Origin of the sequence: Gillisella taibaishanensis (genome assembly GCF_001938985.1) — a bacterium.
GTDB classification, from domain to species: Bacteria; Pseudomonadota; Alphaproteobacteria; order Rhizobiales; family Rhizobiaceae; genus Allorhizobium; species Allorhizobium taibaishanense.
This window is the reverse complement of record NZ_MKIN01000021.1, coordinates 254520-276687: the sequence shown is the minus strand read 5'-3', so window position 1 is coordinate 276687 and position 22168 is coordinate 254520. Positions and strand designations below refer to the sequence as shown.

20 protein-coding genes are annotated in these 22168 nt (G+C 62.3%); 6 read left to right on the top strand and 14 right to left on the bottom strand.

All coding sequences use genetic code 11. The features are described 5' to 3' along the window. The first annotated feature begins 49 nt into the window (after positions 1-49). The 5 genes from BJF91_RS08540 to BJF91_RS08520 are packed head-to-tail and all read left to right on the top strand — an operon-like array spanning position 50 to position 5270. Positions 50-1000, top strand: coding sequence for an ABC transporter permease (locus BJF91_RS08540; protein ID WP_075614071.1), 951 nt, complete (start codon positions 50-52; stop codon positions 998-1000). After that, positions 997-1869 (top strand): ABC transporter permease, encoded by an 873-nt coding sequence (locus BJF91_RS08535; RefSeq protein ID WP_075614070.1) that lies wholly within the window; start codon positions 997-999, stop codon positions 1867-1869. The genes BJF91_RS08540 and BJF91_RS08535 overlap by 4 nt, the downstream gene beginning before the upstream one ends. After that, complete coding sequence (locus BJF91_RS08530) at positions 1866-2852, top strand: ABC transporter ATP-binding protein (RefSeq protein ID WP_075614069.1); 987 nt, start codon at positions 1866-1868, stop codon at positions 2850-2852. The genes BJF91_RS08535 and BJF91_RS08530 overlap by 4 nt, the downstream gene beginning before the upstream one ends. Next, entirely contained in the window at positions 2849-3835 is a 987-nt protein-coding gene (locus BJF91_RS08525; protein WP_075614068.1) for an ABC transporter ATP-binding protein, read from the top strand. The genes BJF91_RS08530 and BJF91_RS08525 overlap by 4 nt, the downstream gene beginning before the upstream one ends. Positions 3836-3875: 40 nt before the next feature. Beyond that, positions 3876-5270, top strand: a complete 1395-nt coding sequence (locus tag BJF91_RS08520) for an amidase (protein ID WP_075614067.1) — start codon at positions 3876-3878, stop codon at positions 5268-5270. 46 nt (positions 5271-5316) lie between these two features. Here the strand turns inward: BJF91_RS08520 and atzF are convergent, their stop codons facing one another. The 10 genes from atzF to BJF91_RS08470 are packed head-to-tail and all read right to left on the bottom strand — an operon-like array spanning position 5317 to position 15721. Beyond that, positions 5317-7110, bottom strand: coding sequence for an allophanate hydrolase (atzF, locus tag BJF91_RS08515; RefSeq protein ID WP_075614066.1), 1794 nt, complete (start codon positions 7108-7110; stop codon positions 5317-5319). 24 nt (positions 7111-7134) lie between these two features. Then, entirely contained in the window at positions 7135-7482 is a 348-nt protein-coding gene (locus tag BJF91_RS08510) for a cupin domain-containing protein (RefSeq protein ID WP_075614065.1), read from the bottom strand. Further along, positions 7475-8143, bottom strand: a complete 669-nt coding sequence (locus BJF91_RS08505; protein WP_075614533.1) for a cysteine hydrolase family protein — start codon at positions 8141-8143, stop codon at positions 7475-7477. The genes BJF91_RS08510 and BJF91_RS08505 overlap by 8 nt, the downstream gene beginning before the upstream one ends. Then, positions 8143-9663 (bottom strand): ABC transporter ATP-binding protein, encoded by a 1521-nt coding sequence (locus BJF91_RS08500; protein WP_234801575.1) that lies wholly within the window; start codon positions 9661-9663, stop codon positions 8143-8145. Before BJF91_RS08500 ends, BJF91_RS08505 begins: the two co-directional genes overlap by 1 nt. Next, a complete protein-coding gene (gene atzD / locus BJF91_RS08495; RefSeq protein WP_075614063.1) occupies positions 9660-10736 on the bottom strand; it encodes a cyanuric acid amidohydrolase in 1077 nt (358 codons plus the stop codon). Before atzD ends, BJF91_RS08500 begins: the two co-directional genes overlap by 4 nt. Next, on the bottom strand, positions 10733-11434 hold the full coding sequence (gene biuH, locus BJF91_RS08490) for a biuret amidohydrolase (RefSeq protein ID WP_075614062.1): 702 nt from the start codon (positions 11432-11434) through the stop codon (positions 10733-10735). The genes atzD and biuH overlap by 4 nt, the downstream gene beginning before the upstream one ends. A gap of 9 nt (positions 11435-11443) precedes the next feature. Next, positions 11444-12460 (bottom strand): formamidase, encoded by a 1017-nt coding sequence (locus BJF91_RS08485; RefSeq protein WP_075614061.1) that lies wholly within the window; start codon positions 12458-12460, stop codon positions 11444-11446. A gap of 15 nt (positions 12461-12475) precedes the next feature. Then, the gene (locus BJF91_RS08480; protein ID WP_075614060.1) at positions 12476-13402 is read right to left on the bottom strand and encodes an ABC transporter permease; all 927 of its coding nucleotides are present in this window, start codon (positions 13400-13402) and stop codon (positions 12476-12478) included. Further along, positions 13402-14577: an ABC transporter permease gene (locus tag BJF91_RS08475; protein ID WP_075614059.1), complete on the bottom strand. Its 1176-nt coding sequence runs from the start codon at positions 14575-14577 to the stop codon at positions 13402-13404. Before BJF91_RS08475 ends, BJF91_RS08480 begins: the two co-directional genes overlap by 1 nt. Positions 14578-14596: 19 nt before the next feature. Continuing rightward, the gene (locus BJF91_RS08470; protein ID WP_075614058.1) at positions 14597-15721 is read right to left on the bottom strand and encodes a BMP family ABC transporter substrate-binding protein; all 1125 of its coding nucleotides are present in this window, start codon (positions 15719-15721) and stop codon (positions 14597-14599) included. Between the two features lie 347 nt (positions 15722-16068). Here BJF91_RS08470 and BJF91_RS08465 point away from each other — a divergent pair, with 347 nt between their 5' ends. Next, positions 16069-16779, top strand: a complete 711-nt coding sequence (locus tag BJF91_RS08465) for a GntR family transcriptional regulator (RefSeq protein ID WP_139310633.1) — start codon at positions 16069-16071, stop codon at positions 16777-16779. Here the strand turns inward: BJF91_RS08465 and BJF91_RS08460 are convergent. From BJF91_RS08460 to BJF91_RS08445, 4 genes are all read right to left on the bottom strand, one after another. Further along, a complete protein-coding gene (locus BJF91_RS08460; RefSeq protein WP_075614056.1) occupies positions 16754-18412 on the bottom strand; it encodes an ABC transporter ATP-binding protein in 1659 nt (552 codons plus the stop codon). The two genes, BJF91_RS08465 and BJF91_RS08460, sit on opposite strands and share 26 nt — an antisense overlap. Continuing rightward, a complete protein-coding gene (locus BJF91_RS08455; protein ID WP_075614055.1) occupies positions 18412-19302 on the bottom strand; it encodes an ABC transporter permease in 891 nt (296 codons plus the stop codon). Before BJF91_RS08455 ends, BJF91_RS08460 begins: the two co-directional genes overlap by 1 nt. Beyond that, a complete protein-coding gene (locus tag BJF91_RS08450; RefSeq protein WP_075614532.1) occupies positions 19299-20249 on the bottom strand; it encodes an ABC transporter permease in 951 nt (316 codons plus the stop codon). The genes BJF91_RS08455 and BJF91_RS08450 overlap by 4 nt, the downstream gene beginning before the upstream one ends. Positions 20250-20530: 281 nt before the next feature. Beyond that, entirely contained in the window at positions 20531-22144 is a 1614-nt protein-coding gene (locus BJF91_RS08445) for an ABC transporter substrate-binding protein (RefSeq protein WP_075614054.1), read from the bottom strand. Positions 22145-22168: the final 24 nt, after the last annotated feature.

The following is a 22168-nucleotide window of genomic DNA, read 5'->3' as shown; positions in this document are numbered from 1 at the left end:
GGCCGGCAGCATTAGCTTGCCGCTGGCGCCGCGCAGGAAGGAAATACTTATGTCTGCCCTCATTCTCAGGCGGCTCGGCGGCCTGATCCTGACGCTTGCTTGCGTCTCGATCCTGATCTTTTTGCTGATGGACGTGCTGCCCGGTGATCCCGCCGCAATCATGCTTGGCACCTCGGCGAGCCCCGATACTCTGGCGGCCTTGCGCCATGAATTGGGCCTCGATCAGCCGCTGGTGCTGCGCTACCTGCAATGGCTGGCCGGCGCGCTGACGGGCGATCTCGGCCGCTCCTATACCTACGGCGTGCCGGTGGCCGGCCTGATTGGCGAGCGTCTACTGGTGACCATACCGCTGGCGATCCTGGCGATCATCCTGTCGATGTTGATCGCCATTCCGCTTGGCGTTGCCTCCGCCGCAAGGCGCAATCGAGGCTTCGATTATGCTGCGGGCGTGCTGTCGCAACTGTTCATCGCCGTGCCCGGCTTCTGGGTCGGGCTTCTGCTGGTGCTCGCCTTTTCCATCGGTCTCGGCTGGATGCCGGCGGGCGGCTTTCCCGGCTGGCAGGCCGGGATTGGTCCGGCGCTGAAGGCTCTGCTGCTGCCGGCCATTGCCCTCGCGCTGCCGCAGGCAGGCGTGCTCACCCGCGTCACCCGCTCTGCCGTGCTTGAGGTGATGAACGAGGATTTCGTGCGCACGGCCCGCGCCAAGGGACTGACACGGCGCGCCGCCCTTTGGCGCCATGCTGTTCCCAATGCGCTGGTGCCAGTCATGACTATTCTCGGCCTGCAGTTCACCTTCTTGATTGCCGGTGCCATCCTCATCGAAAATGTCTTCAACCTGCCGGGTCTCGGCAGGCTCGCCTATCAGGCGCTCAACCAGCGCGACATTATCGTCATGCAGGATGTCGTGCTGTTTTTCGCCGGCCTGGTGATCCTGATGAATTTCCTGGTCGATCTCTCCTATCTCGTACTCGATCCACGGTTGCGGGGGAGGGGCAAATGACTGATACGACAGTAAAACCCGTCTTGGCCGCGAAGCCCGCTCGCCCCAACCGTCTGTTGCCGCGCCCGACGCTGCTGATCGGCGGCACGATCATCGTCCTGCTCGTCGCCGTCGCGCTGCTATCGCTCATCTGGACGCCGCTGCCGCCAACCAAGATGCAGATCATCTACAAGCTGAAGCCGCCGCTGGTGCATGGCCTGCTTGGCACAGACCAACTTGGCCGCGACCTGACCTCGATGTTGATGGTCGGTGCCTGGAATTCGCTGTCGACGGCTGTGGCGGCTGTGGCGCTTGGGGCCTTCGTGGGCACCTTGCTCGGGGTGACGGTGGCGGCCCGGCGCGGCTGGGTCGAGGCGCTGACCATGCGCATCAACGACGTGATCTTTGCCATTCCGCCGATCCTGTCGGCGATGTTGCTGGGTGCGCTGCTCGGCACCGGCCGGTTTACCGCCATTGTCGCGATCGCCACCTTCATGGTGCCGGTCTTTGCGCGGGTGACGGTCAGTGCCGCGCTACAGATCTGGTCGCGCGACTATGTTCTGGCCGCCCGTGCCGCCGGCAAGGGGCAGGTGCTGATCACACTCGATCATATCCTTCCGAATATTGCCGGACAGATCATCGTGCAGGTTACCATCCAGCTCGGTCTGGCGATCCTGACCGAGGCGGGCCTGAGCTTTCTCGGCCTCGGCATGCCGCCGCCGGCACCCACCTGGGGGCGAATGCTGGCCGATGCCCAGACTTATCTGGCCGCTGCTCCTTGGCTTGCGATCATGCCGGGCCTTGCGATTGCGCTGACCGTGCTTGGCTTCAACATGCTGGGCGACGGATTGCGCGACCTGTTCGATCCACGCGAAAGGGGCCGGTCATGACTGAGCAACCGCTGCTGTCGATCCGCGATCTCGCGATTTCCGTTGATCTGCCGGATGGGCGAACCATGCCTATCGTCGAGGATCTGAGCGTCGACCTCATGGCCGGCGAAACGCTCGGCATTGTCGGTGAAAGCGGTTCCGGCAAGTCGCTGGCCTCGCTCGCGGTCATCGGCCTGCTTCCTGACGTTGCGCGGCCAACCGGGCAGATCCTGCTCGACGGCGAAAACCTGCTTCAAGCGAGTGAAGACCGGCTCTGTCAGATCAGAGGCAACCGGATCGGCATGATCTTTCAGGAGCCGCTGACCGCGCTCAATCCGGCGATGACGGTTGGCGACCAAATCGCCGAAGGCCTTGTCTGGCATCGAGGCCTGTCCTGGCGGGCAGCGCGGCGCGAGGCGGTCGAACTGCTCGACCAGGTGCGCATTGCAGACGCCAAGCGCCGGGCGGGAACCTATCCGCACGAAATGTCCGGCGGCCAGCGCCAGCGGGTCGGCATTGCCATTGCGCTGGCGCTGAAGCCGGCACTGATGATTGCCGATGAACCGACCACCGCGCTCGATGTGACGGTGCAGGCGGAAATTCTGGACATTCTCGACGATCTCGTGCGCGAATACCGGATGGCGCTGATCCTCGTCAGCCATGACCTCGGCGTGATCGCCCGGATGTGCGACCGCACGCTGGTGCTCTATGCCGGGCGGCGGATGGAGGAGGGGCCAACACGCGCCGTTCTCGCCACGCCGCTCAATCCTTACACGCGCGGGCTGGTAGCGGCCGTGCCGAGACGGGTATCCGGCGATGGCAGGCTCGCCAGCATTGCCGGCACGGTACCGGGCTTTGCACGGCTGCCGCCCGGCTGCTGTTTTTCCGACCGCTGCACCGAGGCCACCGACGACTGTCGTGCCGTGGCGCCCGGCTGGTTTCTGGCAAGCGAAGATCGCGCCTTGCGCTGTCTGCGGGTCGAACGCAGGGAGATCGGCCGATGAGCGGCGATAGATTGCTCGATATCCAGGGGCTTACCCGCGACTACGTTACCCGGCCGCTATTCGGTGCTTCCCATGCTAGCCGGGCGCTGGACGGCGTATCGCTGACGGTCGGCTCCGGTGAAATCTACGGCATCGTTGGCGAAAGCGGCTGTGGCAAGTCGACCTTGGCGCGGCTGGTGATGGCGCTGGACCGGCCGACATCAGGCCATGTGCTGTTTGACGGCGACGATCTGTTTTCCCTGTCGGCCAAAGCTTTGAAGGCAAAGCGGCAGGCCTTCCAGATGGTGTTCCAGGACCCGTTCGGCTCGCTCGACCCGCGCCATACCATCGGCCGGATCATTGCCGAGCCGCTGCATGTCCTGCAACCCAAGCCGGCCAAAGGTACCATCCGCGACAAGGTCGCAGCCATGCTTGAAAGCGTCGGCCTGCAGGCCGTTCATGCCGAGCGCTATCCGCATGAGTTTTCCGGCGGCCAGCGCCAGCGCATCGCCATTGCCCGTGCGCTAATCACCGAGCCGAAACTTGTCGTGGCCGATGAAGCAGTCTCGGCGCTCGATCTCTCGGTTCAGGGCCAGGTGCTCAATCTGCTGATGGACCTGCGCCGCAGCCGGGGCGTCAGCTTCCTGTTCATCACCCATAATCTTGCCGTCGTCGATTGTATCGCCGATAGGGTCGGGGTGATGTATCGCGGTCGACTGGTGGAAGAGGGACCGGCCGAGGCCGTGCTGCGCCAGCCCCTGCACCCCTATACGAAAATCCTTGGAGATGCCGAACCGAGCATCGAACGCTTCGGCCGCCCGCCCAAATCGGCCGTACCACCGCCCGCCGCAAATGGCGACCCTGGGACCGGCTGCGCCTTCCGTAGCCGCTGCCCGCTGGCCGAGGCCCGTTGCGGGCAGGAGGCGCCATTGCTGCGCACGCTGGCGCCGGGCCGGCAAGTGGCTTGCCACCGGGCAGACGTCATAGCCGGCGCTGCCGACTGAAAATTGATCCAATCTATTTGAGACAGACAGAAAGCCTGCCATGACCGACCTTCTCACCCTCACCATCCGTGAACTCGTCGCTGCCTATAGCGCCAAGACCCTTTCACCGGAGGAATATTGGCAGGCCGTTGAAGCGCGGGTCGAGGCTTTTGAACCCGCCGTCCAGGCGCTCTATCTCTACGATCCCGAGAGCGCGCGTGCCCAGGCGCTTGCTTCCACAGAACGCTGGCAGCGCGGCGCGCCACTCGGCCCCCTCGATGGCATTCCCGTGACGCTGAAAGAGTTGATCGCGACCGAAGGCCAGCCGGTGCCGCTCGGGACCGCCGCCGTCGATCTCGTGCCAGCCGCTGCCGATGCACCGATTGCGGCGCGCATGCGCGAGGACGGCGCGGTGATCTTTGCCAAGACCACCTGCCCGGATTACGGCATGCTGTCGTCGGGTCTGTCGAGCTTCCACCCCTTGAGCCGCAATCCCTGGGATCTGAGCCAGAATCCGGGTGGGTCGAGCGCCGGCGCGGCAGCGGCTGGAGCGGCCGGCTTCGGGCCGCTGCATATCGGCACTGATATCGGTGGTTCCGTCCGCCTGCCGGCCGGCTGGTGCGGGCTGTTCGGTTTCAAGCCCAGCCATGGCCGCATCCCCGTTGATCCGTATTATGTCGGGCGTTGCGCCGGGCCGATGACCCGCTGCGTCGACGATGCCGCCTATGCCATGCAGACGCTGTCGCGGCCCGACTGGCGCGATGGCACCAGCCTGCCGCCGCAGGAGATCGACTGGCTGGACGAGGCCATCGACCTCAAGGGTATGCGGATCGGCCTGATGCTGGATGCGGGCTGCGGTTTTGCTCCTGAGCCCGAAGTGCGCGATGCTGTCATCGCCGCCGCCAAGCGATTTGAGGCTGCGGGTGCTGAGATCATCGAGGTCGGACCGGTCATGACCCGTGCCATGCTTGACGGACTCGACGTCTTCTGGCGCTCGAAATTCTGGGGCGATATCGCGCCGCTCAGCGAGGAAAAGCGCCGCCGGATTTTGCCTTACATTTATGAGTGGGCAGAGGGTGGCGCCCATGTCAGCGGCGTCGATGCGGTCAAGGGCTTTGGCCAGACCATCGAGATGCGCAAGACCTGCGGCGCGTTGTTCACCCGGGTGGATGCTGTGCTCTCGCCGGTCAATCCCACCGTGTCCTATCCGGCCGATTGGGCTTCGCCGACGAATGATCCGCACAAGCCCTTCGAGCACATCGCCTTTACCGTGCCGTGGAACATGTCGGAACAGCCGGCGGCCTCGATCAATTGCGGATTTTCTGAGAGCGGCATGCCAATCGGCTTGCAGATCGTCGGCCCGCGCTTTGCCGACCTGACGGTCCTGAAACTGTCCCGGTTGTTTGAAAGCTGGACCGGGCGGATCGGCAATTGGCCGACGCCGCCACGGCTTTGATAGGCTATCGTCTTTAAAACAATTGCTGCTGGCCAGCGGCGATTTTTTACAGGCTGGCGATATAGGCTCTCCAGCCGCCGAGATGCGTAATGTCTTCGGCGCCTTCGAGGGCGGAAGGCTCGACCAGGAAGCCCTTCGCGCTCGATCCGTCGTCCAGAAAAACCGTGCCGATGCACATCGGTGACGGGATCATGTTGACGAATTTGCCGAAACCATCAGGCGTCAGCTGCCAGATTTCCACGGCAATCGCCGCGCCGTTGTCGACCCTCACAAGGCCGGGCTTCGGCGGGGTCTGGTTCGGCAGGGCAAACAGCTTATAGCTCGCCGCGGTCGTGCCGGCGCGCAGGAACTTGGCATCGAGATCGGTGAGCTGCCGGTTCAGCGGCATGCCCGAGAGATGCGCGCCGACGACGATGACAGGGATAAGTCCCTCGGCCTTTTCGGCAGGCTTTTCAGCTGCCTGCGGCAGTGGCCAGCCGGTGGCGCCGAGATCCTTGGCAAGGCGCTGGTGCAGGTCGGCGCCGAGCGCTGCCGTCAGCCCATCCTTGCCGAAGGGGGCAAGCATGGTGACGCTCGACGGCAGGCCATCGCTGCGCGCACCGGTCGGAACGGCAATGCCGCACATATCCAACAGGTTGACGAAATTGGTATAGGTGCCGAGCCGCGAATTGGCCTTGATCGGTTCTGCCTCCAGATCGGCCAGCGTATAATGGGTTGGTGCCGTCGGTACGCAGATCACGTCGACGGAAGCGATCAGCGGCGCAAGTTCCTTCTTCAATGCTTGCAGGCGGTACATGCCGGCAAAGGCATCGGCGGCGGTCAGCGCCTTGGCGCCAGTATAAATCTTGTGAGTGACCGGGTGGAAGCTTTCGGGCTTCGTATCGAAGAACTCCTTCACCGCCGCATAGCGTTCCGCAACCCAGGCGCCCTCATAGAGAAGGTTTGCGGTCTCGTAAAATCGGGCAAATGGGAGCTCGACCAGCTTATGGCCCATGGCGGCGAGCGTTACCAGCGCCGTGTCGAAGGCGGCTTCCATGGCCTTGTCGCCGAAGAATTCGCGATCCGCGCGGGCGGGAACGCCAATGCGCAGTACCGGGGCTGCCGCCATGGCATGGCCTGCCGGCATGCTGCGGGAATACGCATCGCTGGCGTCAGGCTGAGCAGCAACGGTGAAGACACGGTGCGCATCCTCGACGGTCAAAGCAAAGATCGAAACGCAATCGAGTGTGCGGCAGGCGGGCACGACGCCGGTAGCCGAGAGCGCGCCAACCGACGGTTTCAGGCCGACGATATTGTTGAGCCCCGCAGGAACGCGACCGGAGCCAGCCGTATCGGTGCCGAGCGCGAAACTGACGATCCCTTGCGCCGTGGCAACCGCCGAACCGGAGCTGGAGCCACCGGGCACCAGTGTCGGATCCACGGCATTGCGCGGGATCGAATGCGGCGTGCGCACGCCGACGAGGCCGGTGGCGAACTGGTCGAGATTGGTCTTGCCGATGACAAGCGCGCCAGCTTCCTTCAGCAGCCGCACCACGGTCGCGTCAGCGGTCGGGACATAGGCGTAATCAGGGCAGGCGGCTGTGGTTGGCAAGCCCGCGACATCGATGTTGTCCTTGGCGGCAAAGGGAATGCCCCAGAGCGGTTTGCTATCAGGCGTGAAGGTGCCGAGCGCCTTGGCTTCGGCCAGGAGGTCTTCCTTGGCGGCAAGGCTCAGGAAAATGCCGGGATCGTCAATGGCGGCAATGCGGGAAAATACCTCTTCGATCATCTCCTGCGCCGTCCAGCCCGAGGCGTAGGCAGCGTGAAGGGATGCGATATCAAATGCTTTTGAAAAGGTCATGGCTCTCTCGGTCTTTCAGGAATGTTATTGGGTTTCTAACAATGTTACGGGGCGATCCCACTGGATCAGAACGGTGCAGCCATCGATGCTCCAGACCGAATGTTCGGTGCCAACAGCATTGACGATGAAGGAGCCGGTGCCATAGGTGCCGGTCTCGTCTGACTGGCTGCCTTCGAGCACGAGAATGGTTTCCAGCCCCTCGTGGCGGTGGCGGGGAACGGAAGCTCCCGGCTGATACTTTAGGAGCGCAACGCCCGGCTGGTCGCTAGCAAAGCGGTTGATCCAGTGAATGGTCACGCCATCACGGAAAGCCTCGTAGGGGAGATCCTTCCAGCCGCCTGATAGCATGTTGGTTCGGGTGGTTTCAGCCATGGTCCAGTGCCTCCAGGACATCGTCGATATGGGCGGTCCAGCCGACAATGCCGCCCTGGGCGCGGATCATGTCGAGTGCCGCCTGTTTGAAAGCCGGGAAGTAGCTGGCGGTGGCTTCTTCGACCAGCAAGCAGTCATAGCCGCGATCATTGGCCTCCCGCATCGTCGTCTGCACGCAGACCTCGGTGGTGACGCCGGCAAAAATCAGCTGAGTAATACCACGGGATTTCAGCTCGTCGCCAAGAGGCGTGGCATAAAAGGCGCCTTTGCCGGGCTTTTCGATTACCAGTTCGCCGGGGGTCGGTGCCAGGGCCGGCAGGATGTCCGTGCCATACTCGCCAGAGATCAGAATACGCCCCATCGGTCCCTGGTCGCCGATGCGGAGGCTCGGATTGCCGCGATTGCGCTTGGCCTCCGGCAGGTCGGAGAGATCGGGCCGGTGGCATTCCATGGTGTGGATCACAGTAAGCCCCGTGGCGCGGGCGGCCTCCAGCAGCCGCTTCACATCCGGCACAATGGCGCTGACCAGGCTGACATCGTTGCCGAGCGTTTCGCCAAAGCCGCCAGGTTCGGTAAAGTCGCGCTGCATGTCGATGACGATGAGCGCTGCCTTTTCCACATTCAAAGGGAAGGCGAAGGGTTGGGCCTTGATATCAACCATCATGCGTGCCCCGCCATATGGGCGCCGATCACGGCGCTGTCGGCGCCGCGCGCCGGTGTTTCATAAACCAGCCTGCCATCCGACATCACGGCGATACGGTCGGACATTTCCATCAACTCGTCCAGATCCTCCGAAAATAGCAGAACGGCGCTGCCGCTGTTGCGGGCCTTCATGATCCGGGCGCGGATTTCGGCGACGGCAGAGAAATCGAGGCCGAAGCAGGGATTGGAGACGATGAGCAAATCGACCGCACCGGTCAGCTCGCGAGCAAGCACGGCGCGCTGGACATTACCGCCCGACAGCGAGGCGATCGGGGAGGCGGAGGAGGCGGTCTTGACCTTGAAATCCGCAATCAGCCGGTTGGCGTTGCGGCGCATGGCGCCGGCATTCAGCCACACCCTCGTCTTTCCTTGCTCCGTCAGGTCGAAATCGCGAAAACTGAGGTTCTCTGCAACAGACATTTTCGGTGCGCAGGCATTGAGCAGTGGCTCTTCCGGGATAAAGCGGACATTGGCCGCCCGGGTCTCCTGGCGGGTGGCGGTGTAGGGCTTGTCCTTAACTGCGATCTCACCGGCCTCGGCAGGACGTTGCCCGGCCAGAACCTCGGCCAGTTCCTTCTGGCCATTGCCCGATATGCCGGCGATGCCGAGGATCTCGCCGGCCTGCACTTTCAGGTTCTCTATTTCGATGGTCTTCAGGCCACTGCGGTCGCGAGTTTTCAGGCCCTTGATCGTCAGGATCGATGGGCTCGCTTCGGCAACCGGCAGGCGGCTGTCGAGGGCGGCGAGCTTGACGTCGCCGATCATCATCGCGGCCATCTCTTCAGTGGTAAGCTCAGCGGTTTTGCCGGAGCCGACAAGCTTGCCGCGCCTGAGAACCGAGACGGCATCGGCAAATTTGCGCACCTCGTGAAACTTGTGGGAGATCATCAGCACGGTTAGCGCGCCGCTCTCGGTCAGGCCCCGCACCAGGCCCAGCATGTCATCGGCTTCCGCCGGCGTCAGTACCGAGGTCGGCTCGTCGAGGATCAGGAACCGGCGGCCAAGATAAAGCTGCTTGATGATCTCAAGCTTCTGCTTTTCGCCGGCCGAGAGATCGCGCACTGGCCGCTCCAGCGGAATTTGGAACGGCATCGTTGCCATGAAGGCCTCGAGCGCCCGGCGCTCCTGCCGCCAATCGATCATCGCAGGCACGCTGTTGCGGCTGATGACGAGGTTTTCGGCGCCGGTCAGCGAGGGCACCAGGGTGAAATGCTGGTAGACCATGCCGAGCCCGAGCGCCGCCGCATCGCGCGGCGAGGCGATCTCCACTTCCCGGTCCTCGACCAGCAATTGGCCTGAGGTCTGTCGGTAAAAGCCCATGATGCATTTGACCAGCGTCGATTTGCCGGCGCCGTTTTCTCCGAGCAGCGCATGGAAAGAACCCGCTTGGACCTTGATCGAGACAGTATCGAGTGCGGTGAAGCTGCCGAACCGCATGGTCATGCCGGCGGTTTCGATGCCGATGGCCTTGGCTTTCATGCCCATTCCTCCCGTTCGACGATGATGGCGACCGGGCCGCCGCCAGGAGGACCCTGATGTTCAGCACCGCCGGATACGTAAAGCTCGGTCTCGCCAAACACGCCGGCCAGCACGCCGCCTACGAAAGCGCGGGCGTGGCGGGTGCCGGAAATGTCGCTGTCATCAAGCATGATATGGCGCCGGCCGCGCACCGTGCCGCGCGGGTCGGGCTCGGCCTTGGCCAGCACGGCTGCCAGCCTACCGAGCGGCAGGGCCGACCATGCGGCACGCACGCTCGGCGCGTCCATGGCATCCCACATCACAGTGTGGGTCATGGCAAACGGCCCGGTCCACTGCTCGCTCATGCCGAGCACGATGATTTCATGGTCTGCGAGTTCAACACCAGCAGACGTGGAAGCGCGGGCGGAATAGAGGTCGAGCGTGCGGCAGATGTCCGTGTCCTCGACATCATCCATGCCGAGCTCGCCAAGTGCGACCGCGACACCCAGCGCCGAGGCGCCGCGCGAATAACCCATGGATTTCAGCGTATCGGCAATGACGGTGCGTTTGCCCCGCGCCTGTGCCTGCGCCACCTTGGCCGAGGTTAGAAGCGGGCATTTGATTTGAACGAAGTGTACGTCGGCGGGATCATCGATACCAGCACTGGCCATGGCGGCGCGCACGCCCTGAGCGACCAGGTCCACCTGTTCTTTCCGGCCGAGATGTTCAGGCAGAAGGTCGGCGGTTCTGCTGACCCCGATCGCGAGCGACCGACGAGACGGTGCAAAAATGGCTGGCGCGTCGACCTGTTCCCGAGCGAATATCGTCCAATGAGGCGAAAGCGCCCCTTCGGTGCCGCCGGACATGACGATGGAGACGCCTTCCACACCCAGACGCGCAAACAGCCCCTCGAAAGTGGCGGTGGCAAAGCCCCGGGTGAAATCGTTTACGCAGCCATTGCCTTCGGTCTTGCCCAGCACCGCGACGATGCTATGCGGATCGAGGCCGTCGGCAATCAGCGCTTCGACGCCGGATATATCATCCGGAGCCGAGGCGGCGACGCGATAGACCGAGGCGCGAAAACGTGTTGTCACGGCAGGGCCTCAATCAGTGCCTTGGAATTGGAGACGGCTCCGAACACGCCGCCCTGCATCTTCACCATCTTGATGGCGGCGAGGTGATTGCCATAGTCGGTCGCGCCGCAGCAATCCTCCAGCAGCAGGCATTCGAAACCGCGGTCATTGGCCTCGCGCATGGTGGTGTGGACGCAGACATCTGTGGTGATACCGGTCAGGATGATATTCTGGATGCGCTTCTGATTGAGGATCAGCTCCAGATCCGTGGCGCAGAACGAGCCCTTGCCAGGCTTGTCGATGATCGTCTCGCCTTCCATCGGCGCCAGCTCCTCGATGATATCCCAGCCCGGCTCGCCACGCACCAATATGCGTCCACAAGGGCCTGCATCGCCGATACCGGCATTGATCCGCTGCGAGCGCCAGCGCTTATTGGCGGGAAGGTCGGCGAGATCGGGACGGTGACCCTCGCGGGTGTGGATGATGTGATAGCCCTTGGCGCGCATAGCCGCCAGCACCGCCTTGATCGGCTCGATCGGTGCGCGCACCAGCGACAGGTCATAGCCCATGTGGTCGACATAGCCGCCCGGTCCGCAGAAATCGGTCTGCATGTCGATGATGATGAGGGCGGTATTGTCCGGCCGCCATTGTCCGTTATAGGGCCATGGATAAGGATCGGCGTCGAGGGTGCGGAGCTTGGTGTCGGTCAGCGTGTCCATGAACATCTCCTATTCGGCTGCGGATTTGGCCGTGTCGCCGTAACGGCGGGTGGGCTTGTCGAAGCCGCAGACCGTGCCGTCGGTGATCTTGACCTTATCCTCCCAGGGCAGCCGATACCGGCCCGCGATCAGGTCGTGCATATAGGTGTAAGGCGCATCCTGCGCGCCGCCGGCAACCGCGACATAGCCGCGATGGCCGAACTGGTAGATGTTGTTTTCGACGCCCCAGCCCAGCCGGGCCTCGCGCACCAGATCGGGGCGCACTTCGGCGGTGATGATTTCGTTGACCCGGCTGGATGTGCCGTGGGCGATGATCGTGCCGTCGAAATTGCAGATCATCCCTTCGCCCATGCTGTCGAAAGTGCCATCGGAGCCGCACATGCAGACATTGGCCGTGACCATCAGATTGCAGAAGGCATTCGATTGGTTGGTGAAGCGCCAGGATTCGCGAATCGGCGCGGTATAGCCTGCCGTGCGGATCATGATTTCGGCACCCTTATAGGCGCATTCACGGGCCATTTCCGGGAACATGCCATCGTGGCAGATGATCAGCGCCAGCTTGGCGCCCTTCGGGCCGTCGATGACGGGAATTCCGAGATCGCCGGGCTCCCACGGCTCGACGGGCACCCAGGGATGCATCTTGCGATAATAGAGTTTCAGCTCGCCCTGGTCGTCGATGACGATGCCGGAATTGTACGGCATGCCGCCGGGATTGTATTCCATGATGGAAAAGCAGCCCCAGATCCGGTTGGTTTTGCAGGCCTGTTTGAAGGCTGCGACCTCCGGTCCGTCCAGCCGGCACATGATGTCGGGGTTGATGTCCATCGACAGGCCATGCAGGGCATATTCCGGGAAGACAACCAGATCCATGCCCGGCTGGTTGCGCCGCGCCTTGCCGACGAGATCGACGATCACCTGCGTCTGGCGCGCCAGGTCTTCAGGCGTCACTGTCACCGGCAATTGCAGCTGCACGAGGCCGATGCCGACGCCGTGTTCCGATTTGTTCAATCCGCCCAATCCGTTCATGGGAACCTCCTGTGGCTATTTCGTCAAAGAGAGTGCCGCCGGCGCGCCTGATAGTGCCCGGGTCGGCGAGGATGTGATGATCAGGATGATCAGCGTCAGCACATAGGGTGCGGCGTAGAAGAGATAGTAGCCCTCGCTGACACCGACTGATTGCAGCGCCGGACCAAGCGCGCCTGCGCCGCCGAACAGCAGCGATGCGGCGACGCAGCCAAGCGGGTTCCAGCGAGCAAAAATCACTAGCGCCACAGCCATCAGGCCCTGGCCCGAGGAAATCCGCTCGTTCCATGCGCCGGGGTAGAACAACGAGAGATAGGCGCCGCCAACGGCCGCCAGCGCGCCGCCGGCCATGGTAGCGATAAGCCGCACCCGATCCGGGTTGATGCCCATGGCCCGCGCGGCGTCCGAACTGTCGCCGACAACGCGCAGGATGAGACCGATGCGGGTGTTCTTCAGCCCCCACCAGAGCACGACGGCCAGTATGAGGCCGATCACGAAGAGGATATTGATGGTCAGCGCCGCCTGAACCTGGGCGATATGCGACCAGAACCCGAGCGGGATAACCGGCAGTTTCGGCGCAACCGGCTGGATGAAGGGCTTGCCGAAGAAGAAGGCGAGGCCGAGGCCGAACTGCATCATCGCAATGCCGATGGCGATATCGTTGACCTTCGGAAACTTGCAGATGAACCCATGCACGAAGCCGAACAGGCTGCCGGCGACCATGGCGGCGCCAACGCCTGCCCAGGGCGATCCTGTCATGACGGCCACGGCGTAAGCCGCCATGGCACCGAAGACGAGGGTGCCTTCGAGGCCGAGATTGATGCGGCCCGAGCGTTCCGTCAGGGTCTCGCCGAGGCTGACGAAAATGAAGGGGGTGGAGACCCGGATGGCGCCGGCCAAGATTGCCAGCGGCACGCCCCAGAGGCCAAGCGCGCTATCGTCCATCAGCGGTCTCCCTTCGACAGGTCAGGCTGTTTCCACAGTTCGGGATTAAATGCGCGGAACCGGCCATAGAGCGTTTCACAAAACAGGATGACCACGAACAGTGTGCCTTGCAGCACCAGCACCGTGGCATCCGGCAGGCCCATGCGCCGTTGGATCAGGCCGCCCGAGGCGGTGATGCCGCCAAGGAAGATCGCGACAGGAATGATCGCCAGCGGGTTTTGCCGGGCGAGAAAGGCAACGAGGATGCCGGTATAGCCATAGCCGGCGACGAGTGCGCCATTGGCGCTGCCCTGCACGGCAGCAACCTCGATCATGCCGGCCAGACCGGCGAAGCCGCCAGCCAGCACCGTGAAGCCGACGATCAGCCGGCCAACGGGCAGTCCCTGGATCTGGGCAGCGCGCATATTTCCGCCGGCAATGCGGGCGGCAAAGCCGATGCTCGTCCATTCGATGACGACATAGGAGATGACGCAGGCGATAACGCCGACAGCGAGACCCCAATGCACGTCCATGCCCGGTATTTTACCGATCATGTCGATGGCCGGGAGCGGCGTGGTCGAGGGCTTGTTGAGGCTGGCGGGATCGCGCAGCGGCCCTTCGATCAAATGGTTCATCAGCGCGATGGCGATATAGGCAAGCAGCAGCGAGGAGATCGTTTCGTTGACACCGCGATAATGCTTGAGCGCACCGGCAAAGCCGATCCAGATCCCGCCGGCCAGCATGGAGATGAGCCCCATGACCAACCAGAGGACAGGGGGGCTGAGGCCAGGGGCGAGCGGCACAGCAAGGGCTGCGGCGGCAAGTCCACCCAGCACCAGCGCCCCTTCGGCGCCGATGATGGTCAGCCCAAGCCGTGCCGGCAGCGCCACGCAGAGCGCGGTCAGCAGCAGGGGTGCTGCCCGGCTCAAGGCGTTTTGCAGGGAAAACCAGGAGCCAAAGCCCCCGGCATACATCAGCTGGAACAATTGCAGCGGCGATTTGCCGATGGCAAGTATGAACAGGCTGAACAGGCCAAGCCCAATCAGGATCGCCAGAAGCGTGATCGCCAGCGGCTCGGCGCGCCGCGCCAGCCATTCCGCCAGGGGCCGAAGCCCCCGACGCTCGCCGGCGGCGCTCTCGGCGCCGAGAAGAGGCGCGCTCTGGCCTTTCTGGGATGTGGCCTCGGACTGCGTCATGGCCTGCTGCTCCACCCTATCAGCCCATCGAGCCTGCGACACCATCGACAAGATAGTTCATGCTTTCGAGCTCGATGGCGTCTTCCGCATAGTCCTTGCCGGCGGGGATGACGACATTGCCCTTGTTGTCCTTCTGGCCGCCCTTGAACACGGTGAAGCCGCCGGCCTTCATCGTCGCAAGCGTGCTTTCGAAGTGGGTGCGGGCCTCAGCGGAGACACCGGGGCCGAGTGGGCTCATCTTGACGAAGCCGTCCTTCAGGCCGCCGCGGACGAAATTGCCAAGCTTTTCGCCGGCCTGCGCCTTCTTGACGAAGTCCGTGTAGACATTGCCCCAGGCCCATTCGGCGCCGGTCAGGTATTTCTCGGGCGCCAGCGGGCTCTGGTTGGCGTGATAGCCGCAGACGAAGGCGCCGCGGCCCGCGGCGGTCTGCACCACGACCTTCGGGCTATCGACATGGCAGGTGATGACGTCGACGCCCTGGTCGACCAGCGCATTGGTGGCTTCTGCTTCCTTGACGGCCAGTGACCACTCGCCGGTGAAGATCACCTGGCAGGTGATGGCCGGATCAACCGAGCGGGCGCCAAGCAGGAAGGCATTGATGTTCTGTACCACCTGCGGGATCGGCTTTGCGGCGACAAAGCCGATCTTATTGGTCTTGGTGGCATAGGCGGCGGTGATGCCGTTCAGATACTGGCCCTGGAAGATGTAGCCGAAATAGCTGCCGGTGTTGTCGGGGTTCTTGTCCTTCTGCCAGAGGCCGCCGCAATGACGGAACTGCACCTTGGGATATTTCGCGGCGACGGCCAGCATATGGGGGTCGAAATAGCCGAAGGAGGTCGGAAACAGCAGGCTGGCCCCATCAAGGTTGATCATCGATTCCATCGTCTTCTGGACATCGACGGTCTCGGGCACGTTTTCCTCTTCAACGACGGTCACGCCCGACAGCGCCTTGACCACGGCGGCGCCCTCGGCATGGGCCTGGTTATAGCCATAGTCGTCCTTCGGGCCGACATAGATGAAGCCGACGGTGAGATCTGCGGCCTGAGCGGACCGCAATGCACCGGGAGCGGCAATGGTGGCTGCGGCGCCAAGCGCCGAGGTCTGAAGAAAATGACGGCGGGTGAAGGACGGCAATTTGGTCATGGCGGTTCCCCTTTGTGTCCGGCCTGGCTGTGGTGATCAGGTCCGGTGTCGACTGATTGACAAAGTGTATGCAATGGCCGTGCCAAATCGGAATCACCCTATAAAATCAGCGGGTCTGGTAGAGCTGGAGTTGGCAATAAAATGTGTATGCACTTTGCGAAGCATGTTGAATAAAAAATAGGCGATGATGTAAATATCGCCCACACCTTGAGGAGAAATTCGGTATTGCATCCTAAAAGTTGTGATTGAGACAAAAATGCCGCTTTGAAATCAGTGGGTAAGTGAGATATAACGGACGGATACGTGATGCGTTAAATTGCATGCACTTGGATGTCGGGGACGTTGCAATGACCCAGCTGAAAGCCCGCGGACTGGTTCGCGCTGGCAATACCGTCGAACAAATGGTGCGGGCCATTGCCGACCTTATTGTTGTCGGCGAATTGAAACCCGATGAAAAGCTGGACGAGGGGACGCTTGCCGCACGGTTTGAGGTGTCGCGCACGCCGGTGCGCGAGGCGCTTCGCCAGCTTTGCGCCATGGGCCTGGTCGAGCGCCAGCCAAACAAGAGCGCCGTGGTGACCAATGTGACCGGCGGCTTCCTGACCTCGATGTTCGAAGCGATGGCGGAGCTGGAATCGGTTTGCGCCAAACTGGCGGCGGAGCGGATGACCCTGGAGGAGCGCCGCTCGCTGGAGCGCATGCACCGCGCATCGATCCGCATCGTGCAGTCGGGGCACGCGGAAGATTACTCTGCGTATAATGTCGAGTTTCACAACCGCATCTATGAGGGCGCCCACAATCAGCATGTTCTCGAACTGGTCACCCAGACCCGCTCGCGGCTAGCGCCGTTTCGGCGGGCGCAGTTCAGGCTGACCGGCCGCTTGTCGCTATCCTTTGGGGAGCATGATGCGATCGTCACCGCGATCCTGCGCGGCGACAGGGCAGCTGCAGCCGATGCCGCCTATCGCCATGTGGCGATCGTCGGTGATGCCAGCAGCGCTTTTACCCATGAGGAGTCTGCGGCAATTCCTATCAGGGAGCGACCTGATAGGCTTTGACGAGTTCAGGGTCCTGCACCAGCCCGTCGAGCCAGGTTGGGTCGAGTTTCGGAACCGAGGAAAACAGCAGTTTTGAATAGGGATGCTGCGGCCTGCTGAGCGACTGCGGCGCGATCTGCTCTACCTTCTCGCCGCGATACATCACGACCACTTCATCGCAGATCGCTTCCACCACCGAGAGATCGTGGCTGATGAAGATATAGGACAGTCCAAGCTCGCGCTGCAATTCCTTGAGAAGATCGATGATCGCAGCGGCAACCACGGTATCGAGCGCCGAGGTGATCTCGTCGCAAAGGATCAGCTTGGGCTCTGCCGCCAAGGCGCGGGCAAAGTTGATCCGCTGCTTTTGTCCGCCTGAGAGCTCCGAGGGGCGGCGGTGGCGTAGGCCCTTCGGCAAATGCACCATATCAAGCAGTTGGTCGATGCGGGCATCGCGGGCCTTGCCCTTCATGCCGTGATAGAAGGTCAGCGGCCGGCCCAGAATGTCCTCGATCGACTTGGCCGGATTAAGCGCTGTATCGGCGGACTGGAAGACGATCTGCATTTCGCGCAGCTGATCTCGGCTGCGCTCCCTGGCATGACGGCCGAGTTCGCGACCGTTGAAGATGATATGGCCAGCCGCCGATGGCAGGATGCCGGCGATGCTGCGGGCAAGGGTCGACTTGCCGCAGCCGGATTCCCCGATAATGCCGAGATTGCGCCCGTTATGCACCATCAGGCTGACGGATTGCACCGCCTTGACCAGCGGCAACCCATCGGCCTGGCGCTCGCCATAGCCGGCGACCAGGTCCTCGATTTCGAGCAGGGGCTTCACCCCCTCGCGATCCTGCGTGCGGGCGGCGCGCTGCTTGGGCTCGAACGCGGAGAGAAGCTCGCGGGTATAGGGATGCTGGGCATCGGCAAGCAGGGCTTCGGTCGTGCCGGTCTCCTGCACTTCGCCGCCCTTCAGCACGACGATCCGGTCGGCGATCTGGGCAACGACGGCGAGGTCATGCGAGACATAGACGCCGGATATCCCGTCCTTGCGCATCACGGATTTGAAGGCGCGAAGCACTTCGATCTGGGTGGTGACGTCGAGCGCCGTCGTAGGCTCGTCGAAAATCACCAGTTTGGGTCCACCGATCAGCGCCATGGCCGCAGAAAGCCGCTGCAATTGGCCGCCGGAAACCTGATGCGGATAGCGCGAGCCGATAGTTTCAGGATTAGGCAGTGACAGCGCCTTGAACAATTCCACCGCGCGGACCTGCGCCGCGTCCTTGGACATCAGCCCATGGATCTGGGTGATCTCGACCACTTGGTCCATGATCTTGATGGCCGGGTTGAAAGCAGCGGCAGCCGATTGCGGCACATAGGCGACTTCCGTGCCGCGAATGCGGGCGCGCTCTTTTTCGCTCAATGCCGCCATGTCCTTGCCACCAACACGGACCGTGCCGCCGGTGATGCGACAGCCGGGGCGGGTATGGCCCATCAGGGTCAAGGCAATGGTGGTCTTGCCCGAGCCGCTTTCGCCGATCAGCGCGACGATCTCGCCATCGGCGATATCGAGGCTGACGTCCTTGATGATCTCGATCTTGCGACCGGAATCGGTTGTCGCCTGCACTTTCAGATCACGGATTTCGACGAGGTTTGCCATCATGCGCTCCTGTCACGGATCTTTTTGGGGAGGTTGTCGATCAGCATGTTGACGCTGATCGTCAGGCTCGCAATCGCCAGCGACGGAAAGATCACCGCCGGTGCGGCAAAGGGAAGGCCGCCGATATTTTCGCGCACCAGTGCTCCCCAATCGGCATTCGGCGGCTGTACGCCAAGCCCGAGGAAGGAAAGGCCTGACAACAGCAGCACAATGAACACGAAGCGAAGGCCAAGATCGGCAAGAACCGGGCCGGTTATATTCGGCAGGATCTCGGCGCGGATGATGTAGAAGATGTTTTCGCCACGGATGCGCGCGACCGTGATGAAGTCCATCGCATTGATATTGACGGCAAGCGCCCGGGCGAAGCGATAGGCGCCGGGGGTGTAGATTACCGACAGCGTGATGACAAGGACAGGGATAGAGGAGCCGACGGCGGCAACGACGACGAGGCCGAACAGCTTGCTCGGGATCGAGTTCATCGCGTCGAGAAAGCGGCTCAGCACCGTGTCGATCCAGCCACCTGCGACGGCGGCGATCATGCCGAGCACGACGCCGGAAAAGCAGGCGATGGTGACGGCGGCGAGCGAAATGCCGACCGTGTAGCGCGCGCCCATCAGGATACGCGACAGCATGTCCCGGCCAAGATAGTCAGACCCAAGCCAGAGCTTGTCGCTCATCGGGCCGAAATAGTCGAAATCGACGATCTCGCCGACCGGGTGGGGAATGAGGAGTGGCGCAAACAGCGCCACCAATGCCCAGGCGAGGATGACGGCGAGGCCGATAATGCCGACCGCATTGATGCGATAGCCGAAGGGCTTGCGGCTGGTCGCAAGGGCTTTGGCGGGGTTGGTTTCGGTGGCAATCGGTGCCGGCGATGGCGTCATGGTCATCTCAGCCTCGGATTGGAAAGAATGGAAACGATGTCAGCCATGGTGATCAGCACGAGATAGCCGACGCAGAAGATCATCGCGCAGCTCTGGATCAGCGGCAGGTCGCGGGTGGCAACGGCATCGACCATCAGTTTGGCGATACCGGGATAGTTGAAGATCGTCTCGACGATGATCACCCCGCCGAGCAAATAGGAGAGCGACAGCGCCATGGCATTGACGATCGGACCAAGCGCATTGGGCAGCGCATGGCGCAGCACGATGCGCCGACGCGAGGCGCCTTTCAGCAGCGCCATTTCCACATAGGGCGTATCGAGAGTTTCGATCACGGCGGCCCGCGTCATGCGTATCATCTGGGCCGAGACCCCGAAGGTCAGGGTAATCACCGGCATGGCATAGACCCTGAGCATGCCGGAAAAGCTGTGCACTTCATTGGCAAAGGACAGGGCCGGCAGCCATTTGAGATAGACGGCAAACAGCAGCACCGCCGACGTAGCGATCATAAATTCGGGCACCGAGATGACGCCGATGGTGATGACGGTGACGCAGCGATCATAGACGGAGCCGCGCAGCATGGCCGAAGTGATGCCGAGCGTCAGCGCGATCGGAACGGCCAACAGCGAGGTCAGGCCCGCTAGCTTCATCGAGTTGACGAAGCGGCCTGAAATCAGCTGGGCGATCGGCAGATTGTTGGCGTAGGACGTGCCGAGATCGCCATGCAGCAGGCCGAAAACCCAGCGCAGGAACCGCAGCGCTGCTGGATCATCGAGATGCATGGCCTGGCGCAGGCCGGCCACTGCTTCCGGCGTCGCAGCCTGGCCGAGCAGCATGGTCGCGGTATCGCCGGGCAGCAGCGTCGTTGCCAGGAACACGGCCACCAACACGATGGTCAGCGTGACCAGGGCGATCAGCAGCCGGTTAACGACAAGGGAAAAGGCTCGGGCGTTCAAACGCATGCTCCAGATTGGTTCGGTTTCCGGACAGATCGGGCGGACGCTGATAAGGGGCGATGCTGATGCCATCGACAGTCGCATCATGCCTGCCCAGCTTTAGAGTCTTTCAGATTGAATCTGACAGACTCTAAAGTTCTTTGTTTTCGTTTGTCTTTTCGGGAAAACCGGATTCCACTTTTCCCTGACAAACTCTAGTCGCCCGTCAATGCTGCCGGCGAACGGTCATGTGTTGGAGGGGCCAAAGCCCCGCCTTGGTCAGGCCATCCGCCGGGATTTCATCAGGCATCCAGCCAAACATATTCTGCAAACGCGTAGCCCATCATGCCACCAAGCGGATTTGGATCAAGTCCCTTCAGCTTGGCGGTGATCGCGTCGACGTTGGACAGATAAGCCGGGATGACCGTGCCGGCTTCCTCGGAGATCATCACCTGCATTTCGCCATAGATTTCCTTGCGCTTTGCCTGGTCCAGCGAGCCACGGGCTTCGAGCATCATCTTGTCGAATTTCGGCGACTTGTACTGGCTCTCGTTCCACGGTGCATCCGAGGTGTAGAGCAGCGAGAACAGGATATCTGGCGTCGGACGCGGGTTGATATTGCCGAAATGGACCGGTGCCTTCAGCCAGTAATTGTCCCAGTAGCCATCGGAGGGCACGCGCTGCACGTCGAGCTTCATGCCGATTTCGGCAGCCGAAGCCTGGATGATCATCGCCATGTCGATCGACGAGCTGGCGGCTTCCGACGCGATGACCGGGATGGACTGGCCGAGAAGGCCCGACTTCTGGAAGTGGAACTTCGCCTTGTCGGGGTCGAAGGCCTTCGGCTTCAGATCGTTGTTGTGATAGAAGCTGGCCGAAGACAGTGGCTGGTCATTGCCGATTTCACCAAGGCCGCGCAGCGCCGATTTGACGATCTGTTCGCGGTTGACGATATATTTCATACCGTCAATGAAGTCCTTCTTGTTACCAGGCGCCATGTCCATGCGCATGTTGAGATTGGTATAGTTGCCGGACGTGGTCTTCGACAGCACGAAACCATCCTGAGTCTCGACCAACCGCATCGAGCGCGGATTGATCGAAGCGGCGAGATGGATGTCGCCGGAGAGTAGCGCGTTGACGCGGGCATTGTCCTCGCTGATGGCGAAGAATTCGAAGCTGTCGACATTGGCGCCGCCGGCCTTCCAGTAATTGCCGTTGCGCTTCATGATCGAGCGGACGCCCGGCTCGAATTTTTCCAGAACGAAGGCGCCCGTGCCGTTGCCCTTGGAAAAGTCAGTGGTGCCGTCGGCGACGATCATGAACTGGTGGATGGCGAGGATCGAGGGCAGGTCGGCATTGGCGTGCGACAGGGTGATTTCCACCGTCTGCTTGTCCACGGCCTTGATGCCGGTCATCTGGGCAGCGATTTTGGCGACCTTGGAGCCGATCGCCGGATCGAGATGGCGCTTCAGCGAATAGACGACGTCGTCGGCGGTAAGCGTCTTGCCGTCATGGAAGGTGACGCCGCTCTTCAGCTTGATCGTCCAGACCTGGGCGTCCTTACTATCAAGCGATTCCGCCAGTTCCATCTGCGGGGCGCCGGTTTTGTCAAGAATGGTCAGGCGGTTGTACAGCGCGCAGCAGCGCACATAGTCGGTCGAGAGCGAGGCCTTGGCCGGGTCGATCGTATCGGCATTGGAAGCCGAATAGCCGGCGGCCTTCAGCGCGCCGCCCTTGGTTGGGGTGGCGGCCATTGCCTTGTTGGCACGGGTCAGCACGGTTCCGGCCGCGCCAATTGCTACGCCGCCTGCCAGCATCATCTGCAGCAGTTCGCGGCGGGTCGCGCCACGGCGAATGGCGTTTTCGACCATGGCGTCATCGGCGCCGGTCCAGTTTGTCATCTGTTTATCTGTCATGACGTTCCCCTTATTGTTGTTTGG

What these genes read in the sequence shown, in the direction of transcription:
- BJF91_RS08540 (WP_075614071.1), top strand. Translation starts at nt 50, where the DNA reads ATGTCTGCCCTCATTCTCAGGCGGCTCGGCGGCCTGATCCTGACGCTT.
- BJF91_RS08535 (WP_075614070.1), top strand. Translation starts at nt 997, where the DNA reads ATGACTGATACGACAGTAAAACCCGTCTTGGCCGCGAAGCCCGCTCGC.
- BJF91_RS08530 (WP_075614069.1), top strand. Translation starts at nt 1,866, where the DNA reads ATGACTGAGCAACCGCTGCTGTCGATCCGCGATCTCGCGATTTCCGTT.
- BJF91_RS08525 (WP_075614068.1), top strand. Translation starts at nt 2,849, where the DNA reads ATGAGCGGCGATAGATTGCTCGATATCCAGGGGCTTACCCGCGACTAC.
- BJF91_RS08520 (WP_075614067.1), top strand. Translation starts at nt 3,876, where the DNA reads ATGACCGACCTTCTCACCCTCACCATCCGTGAACTCGTCGCTGCCTAT.
- atzF (WP_075614066.1), bottom strand. Translation starts at nt 7,110, where the DNA reads ATGACCTTTTCAAAAGCATTTGATATCGCATCCCTTCACGCTGCCTAC.
- BJF91_RS08510 (WP_075614065.1), bottom strand. Translation starts at nt 7,482, where the DNA reads ATGGCTGAAACCACCCGAACCAACATGCTATCAGGCGGCTGGAAGGAT.
- BJF91_RS08505 (WP_075614533.1), bottom strand. Translation starts at nt 8,143, where the DNA reads ATGGTTGATATCAAGGCCCAACCCTTCGCCTTCCCTTTGAATGTGGAA.
- BJF91_RS08500 (WP_234801575.1), bottom strand. Translation starts at nt 9,663, where the DNA reads ATGAAAGCCAAGGCCATCGGCATCGAAACCGCCGGCATGACCATGCGG.
- biuH (WP_075614062.1), bottom strand. Translation starts at nt 11,434, where the DNA reads ATGGACACGCTGACCGACACCAAGCTCCGCACCCTCGACGCCGATCCT.
- BJF91_RS08485 (WP_075614061.1), bottom strand. Translation starts at nt 12,460, where the DNA reads ATGAACGGATTGGGCGGATTGAACAAATCGGAACACGGCGTCGGCATC.
- BJF91_RS08480 (WP_075614060.1), bottom strand. Translation starts at nt 13,402, where the DNA reads ATGGACGATAGCGCGCTTGGCCTCTGGGGCGTGCCGCTGGCAATCTTG.
- BJF91_RS08475 (WP_075614059.1), bottom strand. Translation starts at nt 14,577, where the DNA reads ATGACGCAGTCCGAGGCCACATCCCAGAAAGGCCAGAGCGCGCCTCTT.
- BJF91_RS08470 (WP_075614058.1), bottom strand. Translation starts at nt 15,721, where the DNA reads ATGACCAAATTGCCGTCCTTCACCCGCCGTCATTTTCTTCAGACCTCG.
- BJF91_RS08465 (WP_139310633.1), top strand. Translation starts at nt 16,069, where the DNA reads ATGACCCAGCTGAAAGCCCGCGGACTGGTTCGCGCTGGCAATACCGTC.
- BJF91_RS08460 (WP_075614056.1), bottom strand. Translation starts at nt 18,412, where the DNA reads ATGGCAAACCTCGTCGAAATCCGTGATCTGAAAGTGCAGGCGACAACC.
- BJF91_RS08455 (WP_075614055.1), bottom strand. Translation starts at nt 19,302, where the DNA reads ATGACCATGACGCCATCGCCGGCACCGATTGCCACCGAAACCAACCCC.
- BJF91_RS08445 (WP_075614054.1), bottom strand. Translation starts at nt 22,144, where the DNA reads ATGACAGATAAACAGATGACAAACTGGACCGGCGCCGATGACGCCATG.